Raw genomic sequence first — 14,754 nt, forward strand, 5'->3', positions numbered from 1 at the left:
TACTGTTATGGCTAAAAAGAAGCCGCATGCGGCTACCCCGGCACTGAAAATCCTCGAAGACGCGGGCGTCGCGCACTCCGTTTCGACGTTTGAGGGCGGCACCGATCATTTCGGTGATACCGCGGCCGAAGCGCTGGGCATCGACCCCGACCGCATCTTCAAAACCCTCGTCATCGACCTCACCGCGGGCAAAGGCCCCAAGCGCGAGCTCGCCGTATGCGTGCTGCCGGTGAGCCACCAGCTCTCCCTCAAAAAGGCCGCAGCCGCCTTCGGCGTCTCCAAGGCCACCATGGCCCAGCCTGCCGATGCCTCCAAATCCTCTGGGTATATCCCCGGCGGCATCTCCCCGCTCGGCCAGAAGCATGTGCTGCCCACGGCCATGGATGAGACGGCGCTGCTCTTCGACACGGTCTTCTTCTCTGGCGGCAAGCGGGGACTGGACATCGAGATGAACGCCGAAGACCTGCCGAAAGTCCTCGACCTGCAGTTCGTCGACCTCGAGGCCGAATAGCGCTCTTGGAATCCGGCGGCGCGCCAGCGCCGCCGCTAGAACAATTTCTTCTCCGCGGGCCCCTCGATGAGCTCCGCGTAGTCATTGCGTACATTGCCCACCGCCGGGTCCGCCGGACGTGTGTGGAATCCGCGTAGCCCGCTGGGCTGGAGCAAGTCCTCGCTCGTATCGCCCTCGAGCCACGGGCGAATCTCCTCGGGCAGGAGGAACTTGGGCAGGCGGCCGTGGAGCCACTCCATCTCCTCCGTCGCCGCCGTCGTCACCATCGTCGCCGACAGCTTATCCAGACCGGTGGCCCAGAGTCCGGCCGCCCACAGCTGACCTTCGGGTGCGGTGACGTAATACGGCTGCTTCTTTCCGTCTTCGCCCGTGTGCCACTCGTAGTAGCCGTCGAGCGGGATGATGCAGCGGTTCTTCTTGTACGCGTCGCGGAAAGACGGCTTGGTCGCCACGGTCTCCGCCCGCGCGTTGAACAGCGGCGGGCCCTGCTCATCCTTCTTCCAGTGCGGCAGCAAGCCCCAGCGTGCAGGCTCGATGGCGGCGAGCGTCTCCTTCACGCGAATGATGGGGATGGTCTGCGTGGGCGCAATGTTGTAGCGCGCCGGCGGCAGGCTCTGCGGCGCGTGGACTTCGCTCACGCCGGGCCACTGCCCCACGGCGTCGAGAAGGGACTCGGGTTGGAATAAGACAAAGCGTCCGCACATGCCCTCTATTATGGACTGCATGCCAGATTTATGGACAGCCCCAGTCGCCCCCAGCCCGCTCGATGCCACCGTGCGCGTGCCGGGTTCGAAGTCCATCACGAACCGCGCGTTCATCCTCGCGGCGCTCGCAGACGGCCCCTCGGTCCTGCGCGCCCCGCTCGTCTCGCGCGACACGGACCTCATGTCCGCGGCGTTGCGCGCCATGGGCGTGGGCGTCGAGCAGGCCACCGGCGCCGACGGCGTCCCCGAGGTGCGCCTCACCCCAGGCCCGCTCCACGGTGCCACCATCGACTGCGGCCTGGCCGGCACGGTCATGCGCTTCCTGCCGCCGCTGGCCGCGCTTGCCAGTGCCCCCGTCACCGTCGACGGTGATCCCCAAGCGCGTCTGCGCCCCATGGGCACCATTCTCCAGGCGCTGCGCGACCTCGGCGTCGAGGTCGAGGGCGACGCGCTGCCATTTACGGTAACCTCGCACGGCATTCCGGAAGGCGGCACCGTCACTGTGGACGCCTCGGGCTCCTCGCAGTTCGTCTCCGGCCTGCTGCTCTCCGCGCCGCGCTATGCGCAAGGCATCACGGTCGTCCACGAGGGCGGCACGCTACCGTCGCTGCCCCACATTGAGATGACGTGCGCCATGCTCCGCGAGGCAGGCATCACCGTCGAGGAACACGCTGACGGACCGCGTCCGTCCTGGACCGTTCACCCCGGCTCCATCGCCGCGCGCACGTGGGAGATCGAACCGGATCTTTCCAACGCCACTCCGTTCCTCGCCGCGGCGGCCGTCGCCGGCGGCACGGTGCGCATCCCCGGCTGGCCGTCCGCGACGACGCAGCCAGGCGACGCCTTCCGCGGCATCCTCGCCGAGATGGGCGCCGACGTCGCGTTGTCTGACGGCGTACTCGCTGTCACGGGCCCCGCGGGCGGGCGTCTGCGCGGCATCGAGCGCGATATGGGCGACATCGGCGAGCTCACGCCCACCGTCGCGGCGCTGTGTGCCCTCGCGGAGACGCCCTCGCGACTCACGGGCATCGCGCACCTGCGCGGCCACGAGACGGACCGTCTCAAGGCTCTCGCGACAGAAATCAACAACCTGGGCGGCCGCGTGACCGAGCTGTCCGATGGTCTCGCCATCGAGCCGGCGCCGCTGCACGGCGGTGAATGGCATTCCTACGCGGACCACCGCATGGCGACGGCAGGCGCGATCCTCGGGCTGCGCGTGCCGGGCATCGAGGTAGAAAACATCGCGACGACCTCAAAGACGCTGCCGGGATTCGAGCATATGTGGGAGGACATGCTCCATGGGTAGAAACGCCCGCGGACGCTCCGCCCGCGACTACGACGAGTCCGACGTCCACATCCGCCCGGGCAAGGGATCGCGCCCGCGCACGAAAGATCGCCCCAAGCACAAGGACGCGAAGTTCGGCATGGTCATCACCAAGGATCGCGGCCGGTGGGGCGTGGCCCTCGATGACGGCCCCGTGGTGGTCTCCATGCGCGCTCGCGAGCTCGGTCGCACGCCCGTCGAGGTCGGCGACCGCGTCGGCGTCGTGGGCGACACCACGGGCCGCAAGGACACCCTCGCGCGCATCGTAAAGCTCGCGGAGCGCACCTCGGTCCTGCGCCGCACGGCGGACGACACAGACCCGTATGAGCGCATCGTCGTCGCGAACGCGGACCAGATGCTCATCGTCACCGCCGTGGCCGACCCGCCGCCGCGCTCCGGCTTCGTCGAGCGCGCCCTCATCGCGGCATTCGTGGGCAACGTCTCACCCATTCTTTGCCTCACGAAGACCGACCTCACGGACCCCACCCCGTTCGCAGAGGAATTCGCGGACCTTAACGTGCCCGTCGTCTACGCCGGCGTCGAGGACGGCCTCGAGGCGGTCGAATCCGCCATCGATAACCACATCACCGCACTCATCGGACATTCTGGCGTGGGCAAGTCCACGCTCGTCAATCGCATCGTTCCCGACGCCAACCGCGAGACCGGCGAGGTCTCCGCCGTGGGCAAAGGCCGCCACACCTCCACGCAGTCTGTCGCGCTGCGTCTGCCCGGCGCGCCTGGGCCTTCTGGCTGGATCATCGATACCCCGGGCATTCGCTCCTTCGGCCTTGCCCACGTCGACGCGGATACCGTTATCAACGTCTTCGAGGATCTCGCCGCCGCGACCGAGCAGTGCCCGCGTGGTTGCACGCACGCCGGTCCCCCAGCAGACCCCGAATGCGGACTCGACGATCCGGAGCTCGTCCCGCCCGAAACCGCCACGGCCCGCCGCCGCGACGCCGTACGCAAACTGCTCAACGCGCTGCGCACCAACGTCGAGTGGGAGATGTAGCCAGGCGGCAGCCTCCCTGCCGCGAAAGCAAGAACGGACCGAGTGACTCGTGCTAAGCTAATCGGTCCGTATGCGTTCAGCGAGAGCCGGTTCTTAGAAGGGAAGCTTCACGTTGCCCAGGTTGATTCCACCGTGCGAGACAACGTACGCAACGCCAGTGAATGCCGCCGTGCCCAAGAGCCCCAACAAGGTGTAGAGCAACTCATCCGGCATCTGGGACGAGGTGTTGGCTGCGTCCTTGGAGTTGCCGGTGTCCGGCTTGGTCTCGACGCTGTCATCTTTGGACGAATCGTACGGTTTGCCGTTCGCGCAGGCGTCGAGGGCATTCTTGTACGCCTTCTCGTGCTTCTGGATCTGCTTGATGACGGCAACGTTGCCCTTGTAGAGCGGAATGTCATCCTCAGCGACAGTCTGCGCATCCAAAGCATCCTGCTGGTCCTGCATGAGGTACACAAGGCCCTGAGCGCCGTTGAGCTTTTCGTCAAAGCTCGACTTCGTCTTCTTCGCATCCTTGATGTCGACGGAGAACGGCATGACCGATTCCTCGTTGACGTTATTCTTCTGCTCGACCGCAGCGTCCCACTCCTCCTGTTCGGAGAAGTTGAGGTTGAACTTACACGTCTTCTGGGACACGGAGGTGTCCAGTGCGGTGGCCGGGGCGACGAACAAAGTCGCGGCCACAGCGACGGAAGCGAGAGACGCAACAATGCGAGAGCGATACATGAGAGGTTTCCTTTCGGGCGGTAGTCACTTTCACCCTATCAAGGACCCCTCTCCCTCCGCGGGGACTCCCCACATCTGTTGGGGCCACGGTGCCACTGTGTGCGGGGCACACAACGAACGAGAACAGACGGCTAGAACTTGATGCCCTTGATGAGGTTCTGCAGCGCCGGAATTTTTGAGCCGAACGTGTTGTATGCCGCAAGGAGCAGGCTTACAACAGCCAGGATAACGCCGAGGATCGGCGCAGCCTTCGACTTCGAGGACGCGTCGAGGATACGCAGCCACGGCGTCGTGTTCTTATCCTCAGTCATATCTCCCTCAGAGGAGCCACCGTTGTCCTTGGAATCATCCGCGCCGTCGGAGTCATCATCCTCAGAACCCTCATCCTGCGAGCCTTCGCTCTGGGAGTCCTCTCTGTTCTTCGAGTTCTCGGAGTCTTGGGATTCGTCGCCCCCAGCCTCGGTTGAGTCGCCACCGGTAGTGGCGGGAGCCGTCGCCGTGGTCTCTGATTCGGTAGTGACGTCCTCGGCCAAGGCCGGAGCAACGGCCAGCAGAGAGCAGCTCGCCGCAGCAACGAGGGCGGTGGACAAACGCAAAGAGGAACGCATGATATCTAACCTTCCGGAGATAAAAATGACCCACGAGGGAATGAAATCTGGAGCCAGACTATCCCCCGCATCACACCAGATCAAGAACGCGGACCTGCAGGTGCAGGTCCGCGAGGTAAATAAATCTTCGCGTCAGCGCGACTCGATTAGAGCAGTTCCACGAGGAAAGGCAGCTCCGACGGGTCGTAGAACGCCATGAAGTTGTCCAGGGCATCACCAACGGCGAGCTCGGCATCCTCGTCGCCGAGATCGGCGGCATCGATAAGCTCCACGGCTTTCTTCGTTGCTTCTTCGGACTCCTCAATATCGACGTGGATCGCGGCGAGCTGCTCCGGGGTAAAAATCGCGGGCTCGAGCTTGACCACGGCCTCGCCCATGTCCGGCTGCGGGTGCACACACTCGACGGGAACGTCGAGGGAGATGACCACGCGGCGGTGCGGGAAGTCCGTCTCATCACCGATGGCCAGCAGGCGCAGCGAGCTCATCGCCGCTTCCTGGTACGCGGAGTAGGCGATCTCTTCCTCGTCGCCCTCCGTGTAGAACTCCTGGAGCGCCGGCGTCACGGCGAAGCCCCAGCCGCTGCGCGCGGCGAGCTTGCCATTCTCTTTGAGCTCCGTAAGCATTCCAAACGTCGCAGGAACGTAGACGCGCTCGGTCTTCGCTGCCACTAGAATTCGCCCTCAATGTCGAAGACGGCCTGGATTTCCACCGAGGTGCGGTCAAAAACCGTGTAGAGCATGCCCACCATGCCGAAGTCCACGGCGGCGCGGACGTTGAGGATGGAGTCGTCCACCATGACGCAGTCGTTGAGCGGAAGAGCGATGGCGTCCGCCGCAGCCTGGAACGCACCGCGCTCCGGCTTATCTGCGCCGACCTCGCCGGAGAGAACAACGGCATCCACGAAGCCGCGGTATTCCCACTCGCGGATGTGCTCGGCACCGGCTCCACCCGGGTCGTTGGACAAGATGGCGGTGGCAACACCGTTCGACTTAGCAGCGGCGAGCAGGGTGCGCCAGCGCTTTACTTCTTCCTCAGCGCCGTCCAGGACGCCCACGAAATCAACGATGAGTCCGCGCATAGTTGTGAGTATTCCTCCCAAGAGATGTAAACGGTGCTACACGCCGCCGCGACCAGCCCATACCGTGGCACGGACTTAGCTCGCCGCAATCGGAGCACTTGACCACACGCAGTATAACGGACAAATCCCCTGCGCGCCGCCACCCCTTACAGGAAACAGCCAGCAAATATACAGCTACTGCGTAGACGGCAGTTTCATGGCATGATGTCGGTTAACCATCACGCATGTACTCGTCTCTTCCTTTCCCACCGATTTCCTCCCCGGATATCCCTGGAGAACGACATGTACGCCCCCATCCCCGGGTTCACACACCTGCGCGTCTACGTGCCACCCGACCCCGTGCACTATAACCGCGCGGCTCCTCCCGATGAGGACCGGACGCGTCGGCGCACCCTCGAATTGGTCCACATAGTCCTCGAGGCTGCCGCTGGCCTTCGCCCACTCACGCATCTCAACAATGACCGCTTCAGCGCCGCCGTGATGCTCCACATCCGCGCCTGGTCCCGCGGCCGCTCGCAGCGCGCCATCGGCTGCCAGCTACTCTCGCTCCACTGCCAACCCAGCGGCGAGTACTTCGGCTCGGCCTCGATGGGCGGCAATCGGCATGCGTTTACGGGTCGCTACGACGGTGAGGCCCTCACATCGTTCCGGCTCATTTAAGCTGCCGATGGCGCCGTGCGCGCCCGCAGTCTAGCTCAGCGATGTTATGTCCATGAGGTTTTGAACTTGGAGTCCAAAACCTCATGGACATAACTGTTCTAGGGCCTCAGCCCCTTTTATTATTAAGCCCCTCACCAAACCCCAGGCCACACGGCCTGGGGTGTGTGCGCTGGATCGGCGTGCGTGCTGCGCGTAAAGAAGCACCCCGCACGGATGTTCTTGGAACTCCGTGCGGGGTGTTGTGGGTGACTGGCGGCGCTCGCCAGCTATGCGCCTTAGGTCTGAACGGTACCGTCGCCCTCAGCGGCGGCCTGGGCCTGCTGCTGTGCAAACTGCTTGCGCAGCATAAACAGCTGGCGGACGGTCTCTTCCTTGACAGCGTCGTTCATGGCATTGAACATGTCGCCGCCTTCCTTCTGGTACTCAACGAGCGGATCGCGCTGGGCCATGGCACGCAGTCCAATGCCCTCCTTGAGGTAATCCATCTCGTAGAGGTGCTCGCGCCACTTCTGGTCGATGATCGGCAGGATGATCATGCGCTCGGTGTTGCGCATCTGCGACTCGCCGCCGATGGCGGTGATAGCCTCTTCGAGCTGGTCGTACTGGGCGTTCGCGTCGTCCACGAGAGCCTGGCGCAGCTGCTCAGCAGTGAGCTCGCCGGCGGAGCCGTACTCGGTGCCGTCGATGAGCGACTGGTAATCCATGGAGGGGCCGTAGAGGGACTCAAGGGCGTTCCACAGCTCTTCGAGGTTCCAGTCCTCGACGTAGCCGGTGGCGGTGGCACCAGCAACGTACGCGGAGATGGTCTCGTCGATCATCTTGCGAATATTGTCCTTGATGTCGCCCGCGTCGAGAATGCGGTAACGCTCACCGTAGACAACCTTGCGCTGCTCGTTGAGCACTTCGTCGTACTTGAGGACGTTCTTACGCATTTCGAAGTTCTGGTTCTCCACCTGCGCCTGTGCGCCCTTGATGGAGTTGGAGACCATCTTTGCCTCAATCGGAACGTCGTCTGGGACGTTAAGACGGTTCATCATGTTCTCCATGGACTGACCCACGAAGCGGACCATGAGCTCGTCGCGCATGGACAGGTAGAAACGGGTCTCGCCCGGGTCGCCCTGGCGGCCACAACGACCACGCAGCTGATTGTCGATACGGCGGGACTCGTGACGCTCCGTGCCAAGGACGTAGAGACCGCCGGCCTCACGCACCTCGTCGCCGAGGCGCTTGGAACGAGCCTTCTCTTCCTCGATCTCGGCGTCCCACGCTTCCTGGTAGCGCTCTGCATCCTCGAACGGGTCAAGTCCGCGCTCGCGTAGCTTGTCGTCGAGGATAACTTCCGGGTTACCACCCAGCACGATATCGGTACCGCGGCCGGCCATGTTGGTCGCGACAGTGACGGTGCCCGGGCGGCCAGCGCGGGCAACGATCTTGCCTTCTTCTTCGTGGTGCTTTGCGTTAAGAACGGAGTGCTCGATGCCGCGACGCTTGAGCAGTTGCGACAGGTACTCGGAACGCTCGACGGAGGTAGTACCGACGAGGACCGGCTGGCCGGCCTCGACGTGCTCGACGATGTCGTCGACGACGGCTGCGAACTTCGCTTCCTGTGTCTTGTAGATGCGGTCCGAGTGGTCAATACGCTGGTTCGGACGGTTGGTCGGCACCGGCACAACGTCGAGACCGTAGGTGGAATGCAGCTCGGCAGCCTCGGTCTCAGCGGTACCGGTCATGCCAGAGATCTTGTCGTAAAGACGGAAGTAGTTCTGCAGCGTGACGGTTGCGAGAGTCTGGTTCTCGTTCTTAATCTCGACGCCTTCCTTGGCCTCGATGGCCTGGTGCATGCCCTCGTTATAGCGACGGCCAGCCAGGACACGGCCGGTGAAGGAGTCAACAATGAGGACCTCGCCGTTGCGGACGATGTAGTCCTTGTCGCGCTCGAAGAGCTCCTTAGCCTTGAGCGCGTTGTTGAGGTAGGACACGAGCTGCGAGTGCTCCGGAGCGTAGAGGTTGTCGATACCGAGCTGATCCTCGACGAACTCGACGCCTTCCTCGAGCACACCCACGGTGCGCTTCTTGTGGTCGACCTCGTAGTGAATGCCTTCACGCATACGCGGCGTAAGCTGTGCGAAGACGTTAAAGAACTGGGAGTTCGTATCCGTCGGGCCAGAAATAATGAGCGGGGTACGCGCCTCATCGATCAGGATAGAGTCCACCTCATCGACGATGCAGAAGTTGTGGCCGCGCTGAACGATGTCGTTCTTCGTGCGAACCATGTTGTCGCGCAGGTAGTCGAAGCCCAGCTCGTTGTTCGTACCGTACGTGATGTCGCAAGCGTAGGCTTCCTTGCGCTCATTCGGGCGCATCTCAGAGAGGATGACACCCACGGACAGACCGAGCCAGCGGTGGACACGGCCCATCATTTCCGCGTCACGCTTAGCCAGGTAGTCGTTGACCGTGACGATGTGAACACCCTTACCCTCAAGTGCATTGAGGTAAGCCGGCAGCAGCGAGGTCAGGGTCTTGCCCTCACCGGTGCGCATCTCGGCGACGTTGCCGAAGTGCAGGGCGGCACCGCCCATGATCTGCACCTTGTAATGCTTCTGGTCGAGCACGCGCCAGGCAGCCTCACGCACGGTGGCGAAGGCGTCGAGGAGGATATCGTTGAGCTCCGCGCCGTCCGCCAGCTTCTGCTTGAACTCATCGGTCTTTGCCTTGAGCTCTTCATCGGTCAGTGCGGAGTACTGCTCATCAAGGTCCATGACCTGCTGTGCCATCTTGTCGAGACGCTTGACGGTGCGTCCTTCACCGGCGCGCAGCAGCTTGGAGAGTCCAAACACGTAAAAAGTCCTTCTTGTCGCGGCAAAAAATAGTTAACTTCCATGCGATTATACGCGCATGGAGTGCCGGCCCTGCGCGAGCGGTACGGTACGCCGCGGGGCCGTGGATCGCGGCGACCGGAACGGGCCGCAGCAAACAACGAAAACTAGACTACCGCCCGCCCCGGCGTGGTGCCGGAAACGGGCGGTAGGAATTGAAGGGTGACTTACTTGTCAGCCTCAACCTCGTCGCTCAGCGAGATGATGCCGTAGTCGTACGCGTGGCGGCGGTAGACGACGGACGGACGCTGGGTCTCTTCGTCGATGAAGAGGTAGAAGTCGTGGCCAACCAGCTCCATCTCGGACAGGGCATCGTCGACGCTCATCGGAACAGCGGCGTGCACCTTGGTACGAACGATCTGGCCCGGACGCTGCTCCTCAATGGTCTCAGCGTACGGATCGACGTAGCGATCCTGCTGTGCAGCCTTAGCGGCAGCTTCCTGCTCGGCAACGAACTCAGCTGCGAGCTCGCCGGTGCCCTTCTGAGCGCGGTGGCCGGACTTGACCTTCTCGCGGCGGACCTTGACCTTACGCAGGGAGCGCTCCATCTTTGCCAAAGCGGTCTCCAGCGCAGCGTAGAACGAGTCCTCCTTAGCCTCGGCGCGAGCCAAGTGGCCCTTGCCAGTCGCGGTGATCTGCAGGCGCTCTGCCTCGGCGTCGCGACGTGGGTTCGGCTCGTGCTGCAGCTCCACATGGAAGAAGGTCAGCGTGGGATCGAGGCGCTCAATCTTGGCCAGCTTGCTCTTCACGCGTTCTGCGAAGTGCTCAGGAACCTCGACGTTACGACCAGTGATGGTGACCTGTGCATTGGACTCGACCTGTGGGTTGGTCATTGACTTCCTCCCTAGTAGATGGGGACAAACTATGAACCACGAGACCTCCACCTGCGGCAAACGTCCCGGATGAGTACCGGAATTCCTGCACCAAGTTCTGTGACTCGGCCATTTAGGTGGAACTCTTTGTGACACCCCTCATTGTAGCAGTGGTCATAACATGGCTTTCACGGATCCCCCTATCGGGTGCCACCATTCGGTGCTTTCAGGCGTCTGCCAGCGTCAGCCCTGCCCGAACGAGGGCCCCCGCGCCACGCACAGCGCTTGCCGATGCCGCCAACGTCGCACCCGTTGTCACGACATCGTCGACCAGCACGACGTGCGCCCCGCGCAGCTGCGCGCGGCTGCTCGGACGCAGCTCGATGGCATGGGCCATATTCTCCCAGCGCGCATCCGCGTCAAGACGGGACTGATCCGCGGCCGAGGAGCGAATACGCAGGCACGCCAGCACCTGCACGCGTAGCCCGGCACCCGGCGCCTCGGCGAGCGTACGCGCAGCATGCTCGCACATATGGAGCACCGGGTCGCCGCCGCGCTGGCGTGCAGAGCGCACGCGTGTGGGCGCGGGAACGAGCACGAGCTCGTGGGGAATCTCACCTCGTGCGTGAAGGTACCGAAGAGCGGCCGCCAGCACGGCACCCACGTAGGCACGCACCGTCTGATTGTTGTATTCCTTCATCGCCACGATGAGTGACCGGCGCATGCGGTCGTACGGCCCCAACGCGAAGACCGGCATACCTAGGGTACGAGGACGGTGACTGATAAGCCGCGGCGTGGCGCGCAGCTTCTCCCGACACGGTCCGCACAACACATCGCCCGCCGCACCGCAGCCCGCGCACGAGCGCGGGATGACCAACTCCCCCAGCCCCGAAAGAAGATTCCCCAGCACCAATCATCACCCCATGATCCTTCACCCCATGAATTCTTCTGCTGCCCGCAAGACTAGGCCAAAAGCCCACCATGCGCGCGCTGAACGCATGGGAGCCGCAGCCAGGGTTTCGGGGTGCCCGAGCGCGACGAAGCGCTACTTCGCGACAATGGGCGCCGAGCGCATGCCTTGGAGGCCGGGGACCTCGCGCCAGAAGGCGGAGGTGGAATCTTCCGCGGAGACCTGCAGCGTGGCGTGTGCATCCGTGGCGAAGATGGTCGTCTGCGTCGCGGCGACGGAGACGACCGGCGCCGTGATATTGCCGCTGGGCAACGTGGACACAGCGGAGCCGTCCTGCTCGACGCGCCACACCGGAGTGTCGGGGCTCGAGGTGCCCACGACGAGGGAGCCATCCGGCTGCCAGTCGAGGGACAGGGCCATGCCGCGCAACTCGCTGGCGATTTCCGTGACGTTCGCAATGCGGTGGGCGCCGCCGTCCTCGCGCACGGTCACGCCGGTGTAGATCTTGCCGCCGATGATGAGCGCGACGCGCGCACCTGAGGTAGACAGACGCAACACGGAGATTTCGCCGTCGATATCGTCGAGCGCCGATGTATCGACTTCGGTTTCGACGATGCGGCCCGTAGCGGAGGACTGCACGAAGCGCGAGACACGTTTGCCGTCGACGACGGCCCAGGCGGCCTCGCCGCTGTTTTCGAAGGACGGCCGCGAGATGGTGTCCGCTTCCACGGAACGCTGCGGCGTGCCATCGAGATCGCCCATCAGCAGCTGCGACTTACCGTCGCCGAGCTGCGTGACAGCCGCGACGGTGCCCTCCGTCGAGATTTCCGCAGATTCGAGTCGGCCGCTGCGCCCCATTAAGCCGCCCACCGGAGTGGCGATGGTGCCGGTAACGCTCAAAATATTGCCGCCGTTGAGGGCGTAAAGGTTGCTAGCCTCGGTCGCCGCTGCGCGCGGGTTGTACTCGGCAAAGTCATCCGTGGTCATCTCGACCATGCCCGGGACGAGGGCGGCGCCATCGGCGATGACCTTGTACGGGCCCGCGACGCCCGCGTTAGACAGCGTCCACACGAGCTCCGCGGCAAAGTGCACGCGCTCTTCTTCATCGAGACCGCTCAGGCCAGTAAAGCGGTAAGCACCGTCCTCGATGCCGGCGAAGGCCGCGTCGTTGCCCGTGAGCGTGGTCACGGCGGGCGCGAGCGTAGCAGACGGGCCTTGCATGAGCAGCGTGATGAGCTGCGAGTCCAAGGCGTCGCTGCCGGAGAATACCCAACGGCGGTCCGAGATGAGCGAGCGCTGGTCGCGGTCGAAGAAGTAAAGGCTTTCGGGTTGGTACTGATTGCGCAGCTCGTTGCGTTCGATGACGACGCCGGCGGGGAGATCGGAGATACGCCATTGCCCATCCACCATCTTCATCTTCACCGTCGCCTCATAGGCGCCATTTTCCGCGCGGTAGGCGCCGCCGTCCTCAAGTGACCCGATGACGTTGCCACGCACGGCGAAGGCGCGCTCCTCGGTGTCGGCTTCGGCTGCCGCAGACGCGGAGTTCAAGTCGATGGCGTCAACGAGAAGCACCGAGCCCCGGGGATCCCAGGACTGCGTGGCATCATCCGTGAGGAAGGCGCGTGCCGCGGCATAGTCGCCACTGGGGATGGCCGAGGCACGATAGAAGTCACGAAGCAGCAGGTCCGGCTCCTGGTCCGGCTGCGGACCAACCACGGGCACGGCTTCTTGCTGAGGGGCAAAAGAACGCAGCACCTGCGGCGCGGTATTCGACGGCAGCGTCGAGCAGCCAGCAAGGGCCACGACGCTAGCCACTGCCAACACGGTGCGTGCCGGACGGTAAAGCGACGTGCGGTGGCGCGGGTTGGGGAACACTATCATTCGCTCTCCTCCTCGGATCGGGTCGCCTTCTCCGCCAGCGTTTCCGGCTTCCGCATCTGGCCGGGAGACTCGGGCTCCTCGTCGTCGAGGTCGGCGCTGGCTGAGGCGGCTGACGCCGTGGCCTGCAGCGTGGAGCCCTCGGCCGAGCCGTCGGAGGGGGCATCGGCAAGCTCGGCCTGCACAGACGGCAGCTCGAGGGCGATGGGATCATGGTCAATCTCGGCGCTTGGGGTACGCGGCAGGATAAGGCGGAAGCGGGAGCCGACGCCGAAGATGCCCGTGGCATCGAGCGAGCCACCATGGAGGACGGCGTCCTCGCGCGCGATGGCAAGGCCCAAGCCCGTGCCGCCGGAGTGGCGCACGCGCGAGGCATCGGCACGCCAGAAGCGATTGAAGACGAGCTCTTCTTGGCCGTCCTTGAGACCCACGCCGTGGTCCGTGACGGCGATGCCCACGGCGTCCTCGGTCTCCGCGATATCGACGTCAACGGGGTTGCCCTCCGAGTGGTCGATGGCGTTGGCGAGCAGGTTGCGCAGGATGCGCTCGATGCGGCGCGAGTCGCCCTCGACCGTGACCGGGTCGTCTGGGACGTGGAAGCGCACCTCGACGCCGAGTTCCTCGGCCAGATGCGAGGTCTGCTGCCAGGCGGAGTCGACGCAGCTGCGGGCGTCGAGCTGGGCCTTAGACAGATCCGCGACGCAAGCGTCGTGGCGGGAAATCTCCAGGAGGTCCGCGAGCAGCGCCTCGAAGCGGTCAAGCTCGCGGGTCATAAGCTCCGTCGCACGGCGCGTGTGCGGCTCGAGCGAGTCAGCGTCCGCCGCAATGAGGTCCGCGGCCATGCGCACCGTGGTGAGCGGCGTACGCAGCTCGTGCGAGACGTCCGAGGTGAACTGGCGTTGCAGGTTGCCGTACTCCTCAAGCTGCGTAATTTGTTTGGACAGCTTCTCGGCCATGTCGTTGAAGGACGACGCAAGGCGGCCCATCTCATCCTCGCCCTCAACGACCATGCGCTCCCGCAGGTGGCCGGCGGCAAGGCGCTGGGCAATGCGCGAGGCCGAGCGCACCGGCGCGATGACTTGCTGGGTGGCCAGCCAGGCAATGCCGACGAGGAGGACGACGACCACGACGGCGGCGGCAGACAGAAGGCCGCGCATGAGCGCCATCGTGGATTCCTCGGACTCCATGGACAGCACGATGTAGACCTGCGTGCCGGGGATATCCGCGTGTGCCGGGGTACCCATGACGAGCGCGTTGTAGTTGCCACCGTTGGCCTGATCGATATTCGTGAATTGATACGCGATCTGGTCCTGGGCGACGAGGCTGCGCAAGTTATCTGGGATGCGGTACCCCTCGGGCGAGGTGGTCTGCGTGCCGTCCGAGTTCTGGACGACGATGACGGGCTCGAAGGCCGCGTGGGACTCGCCATCCGAGCCAAGCTGGGTGAGCGACGCGCGCGCCGAATTGATGCGCACCTGCACGGAATTGCCGGTTCCGGTGGCGCTGATCTGCTGCTCGACCGTGATGCGGGCGCGATCGATTTCCTGCTCTGCCGCGGACAGCTTCTGGTCGATGAGCCGCTGTGTGAGGACGGAAATGAGCGCGTAGGCAAGAATGAGCATGACCACCGAGGAGGCGGCCAAAATCATGCCAAT

14 protein-coding genes are annotated in these 14,754 nt (G+C 64.1%); 4 read left to right on the forward strand and 10 right to left on the reverse strand.

Features of this window, described 5'->3' with window-relative positions:
- Positions 1-7 precede the first annotated feature (7 nt).
- Positions 8-511, forward strand: coding sequence for a Cys-tRNA(Pro) deacylase (gene ybaK / locus HMPREF2559_RS03145; RefSeq protein WP_066485461.1), 504 nt, complete (start codon positions 8-10; stop codon positions 509-511).
- 35 nt (positions 512-546) lie between these two features.
- Here the strand turns inward: ybaK and HMPREF2559_RS03150 are convergent, their stop codons facing one another.
- Positions 547-1,215 carry an SOS response-associated peptidase gene (locus HMPREF2559_RS03150; protein ID WP_066485458.1) on the reverse strand — a complete coding sequence of 223 codons (669 nt, stop codon included), beginning with the start codon at positions 1,213-1,215 and terminating at the stop codon, positions 547-549.
- Between HMPREF2559_RS03150 and aroA the strand changes: the two genes are divergently transcribed.
- Positions 1,214-2,521 carry a 3-phosphoshikimate 1-carboxyvinyltransferase gene (gene aroA, locus HMPREF2559_RS03155; protein ID WP_070539514.1) on the forward strand — a complete coding sequence of 436 codons (1,308 nt, stop codon included), beginning with the start codon at positions 1,214-1,216 and terminating at the stop codon, positions 2,519-2,521. The genes HMPREF2559_RS03150 and aroA overlap by 2 nt on opposite strands.
- Complete coding sequence (gene rsgA / locus HMPREF2559_RS03160; protein ID WP_070539516.1) at positions 2,514-3,551, forward strand: ribosome small subunit-dependent GTPase A; 1,038 nt, start codon at positions 2,514-2,516, stop codon at positions 3,549-3,551. The genes aroA and rsgA overlap by 8 nt, the downstream gene beginning before the upstream one ends.
- A 93-nt stretch (positions 3,552-3,644) precedes the next feature.
- On the opposite strand, the gene HMPREF2559_RS03165 is transcribed toward rsgA, so the two are convergent.
- The 4 genes from HMPREF2559_RS03165 to HMPREF2559_RS03180 form a co-directional block, all read right to left on the reverse strand.
- The gene (locus HMPREF2559_RS03165; protein WP_066485448.1) at positions 3,645-4,274 is read right to left on the reverse strand and encodes a hypothetical protein; all 630 of its coding nucleotides are present in this window, start codon (positions 4,272-4,274) and stop codon (positions 3,645-3,647) included.
- 131 nt (positions 4,275-4,405) lie between these two features.
- A complete protein-coding gene (locus tag HMPREF2559_RS03170) occupies positions 4,406-4,882 on the reverse strand; it encodes a hypothetical protein (RefSeq protein WP_066485444.1) in 477 nt (158 codons plus the stop codon).
- 146 nt (positions 4,883-5,028) lie between these two features.
- The gene (locus HMPREF2559_RS03175) at positions 5,029-5,550 is read right to left on the reverse strand and encodes a DUF6912 family protein (RefSeq protein WP_371131632.1); all 522 of its coding nucleotides are present in this window, start codon (positions 5,548-5,550) and stop codon (positions 5,029-5,031) included.
- Positions 5,550-5,960 carry an HAD family hydrolase gene (locus HMPREF2559_RS03180; protein ID WP_066485435.1) on the reverse strand — a complete coding sequence of 137 codons (411 nt, stop codon included), beginning with the start codon at positions 5,958-5,960 and terminating at the stop codon, positions 5,550-5,552. The genes HMPREF2559_RS03175 and HMPREF2559_RS03180 overlap by 1 nt, the downstream gene beginning before the upstream one ends.
- A 282-nt stretch (positions 5,961-6,242) precedes the next feature.
- On the opposite strand from HMPREF2559_RS03180, the gene HMPREF2559_RS03185 reads away from it, so the two are divergent.
- Positions 6,243-6,620: a hypothetical protein gene (locus tag HMPREF2559_RS03185; RefSeq protein WP_066485427.1), complete on the forward strand. Its 378-nt coding sequence runs from the start codon at positions 6,243-6,245 to the stop codon at positions 6,618-6,620.
- Positions 6,621-6,895: 275 nt separating this feature from the next.
- Here HMPREF2559_RS03185 and secA read toward each other — a convergent pair whose 3' ends face one another.
- The 5 genes from secA to mtrB all read right to left on the reverse strand — a co-directional run bounded on the left by secA (position 6,896) and on the right by mtrB (position 14,748).
- A complete protein-coding gene (gene secA, locus HMPREF2559_RS03190) occupies positions 6,896-9,457 on the reverse strand; it encodes a preprotein translocase subunit SecA (protein ID WP_070539519.1) in 2,562 nt (853 codons plus the stop codon).
- A gap of 206 nt (positions 9,458-9,663) precedes the next feature.
- Positions 9,664-10,329, reverse strand: coding sequence for a ribosome hibernation-promoting factor, HPF/YfiA family (gene hpf / locus HMPREF2559_RS03195; protein WP_066485415.1), 666 nt, complete (start codon positions 10,327-10,329; stop codon positions 9,664-9,666).
- 205 nt (positions 10,330-10,534) lie between these two features.
- Positions 10,535-11,065 (reverse strand): ComF family protein, encoded by a 531-nt coding sequence (locus HMPREF2559_RS03200; RefSeq protein WP_230384196.1) that lies wholly within the window; start codon positions 11,063-11,065, stop codon positions 10,535-10,537.
- A 288-nt stretch (positions 11,066-11,353) separates the two neighbouring features.
- On the reverse strand, positions 11,354-13,102 hold the full coding sequence (gene lpqB / locus HMPREF2559_RS03205) for an MtrAB system accessory lipoprotein LpqB (protein ID WP_066485411.1): 1,749 nt from the start codon (positions 13,100-13,102) through the stop codon (positions 11,354-11,356).
- A complete protein-coding gene (mtrB, locus tag HMPREF2559_RS03210; protein WP_083297761.1) occupies positions 13,099-14,748 on the reverse strand; it encodes an MtrAB system histidine kinase MtrB in 1,650 nt (549 codons plus the stop codon). Before mtrB ends, lpqB begins: the two co-directional genes overlap by 4 nt.
- Positions 14,749-14,754 lie beyond the last annotated feature (6 nt).

The organism is Corynebacterium sp. HMSC072G08, assembly GCF_001809185.1.
Classification (GTDB): Bacteria; Actinomycetota; Actinomycetes; order Mycobacteriales; family Mycobacteriaceae; genus Corynebacterium; species Corynebacterium phoceense.

Excerpts from the sequence above, each read along its gene's own strand:
- ybaK (WP_066485461.1), top strand. The coding sequence starts at position 8 with ATGGCTAAAAAGAAGCCGCATGCGGCTACCCCGGCACTGAAAATCCTC.
- mtrB (WP_083297761.1), bottom strand. The coding sequence starts at position 14,748 with ATGATTTTGGCCGCCTCCTCGGTGGTCATGCTCATTCTTGCCTACGCG.
- hpf (WP_066485415.1), bottom strand. The coding sequence starts at position 10,329 with ATGACCAACCCACAGGTCGAGTCCAATGCACAGGTCACCATCACTGGT.
- HMPREF2559_RS03185 (WP_066485427.1), top strand. The coding sequence starts at position 6,243 with ATGTACGCCCCCATCCCCGGGTTCACACACCTGCGCGTCTACGTGCCA.
- lpqB (WP_066485411.1), bottom strand. The coding sequence starts at position 13,102 with ATGATAGTGTTCCCCAACCCGCGCCACCGCACGTCGCTTTACCGTCCG.
- HMPREF2559_RS03150 (WP_066485458.1), bottom strand. The coding sequence starts at position 1,215 with ATGTGCGGACGCTTTGTCTTATTCCAACCCGAGTCCCTTCTCGACGCC.
- HMPREF2559_RS03200 (WP_230384196.1), bottom strand. The coding sequence starts at position 11,065 with ATGCCGGTCTTCGCGTTGGGGCCGTACGACCGCATGCGCCGGTCACTC.
- HMPREF2559_RS03180 (WP_066485435.1), bottom strand. The coding sequence starts at position 5,960 with ATGCGCGGACTCATCGTTGATTTCGTGGGCGTCCTGGACGGCGCTGAG.
- aroA (WP_070539514.1), top strand. The coding sequence starts at position 1,214 with ATGCCCTCTATTATGGACTGCATGCCAGATTTATGGACAGCCCCAGTC.
- rsgA (WP_070539516.1), top strand. The coding sequence starts at position 2,514 with ATGGGTAGAAACGCCCGCGGACGCTCCGCCCGCGACTACGACGAGTCC.
- HMPREF2559_RS03170 (WP_066485444.1), bottom strand. The coding sequence starts at position 4,882 with ATGCGTTCCTCTTTGCGTTTGTCCACCGCCCTCGTTGCTGCGGCGAGC.
- HMPREF2559_RS03165 (WP_066485448.1), bottom strand. The coding sequence starts at position 4,274 with ATGTATCGCTCTCGCATTGTTGCGTCTCTCGCTTCCGTCGCTGTGGCC.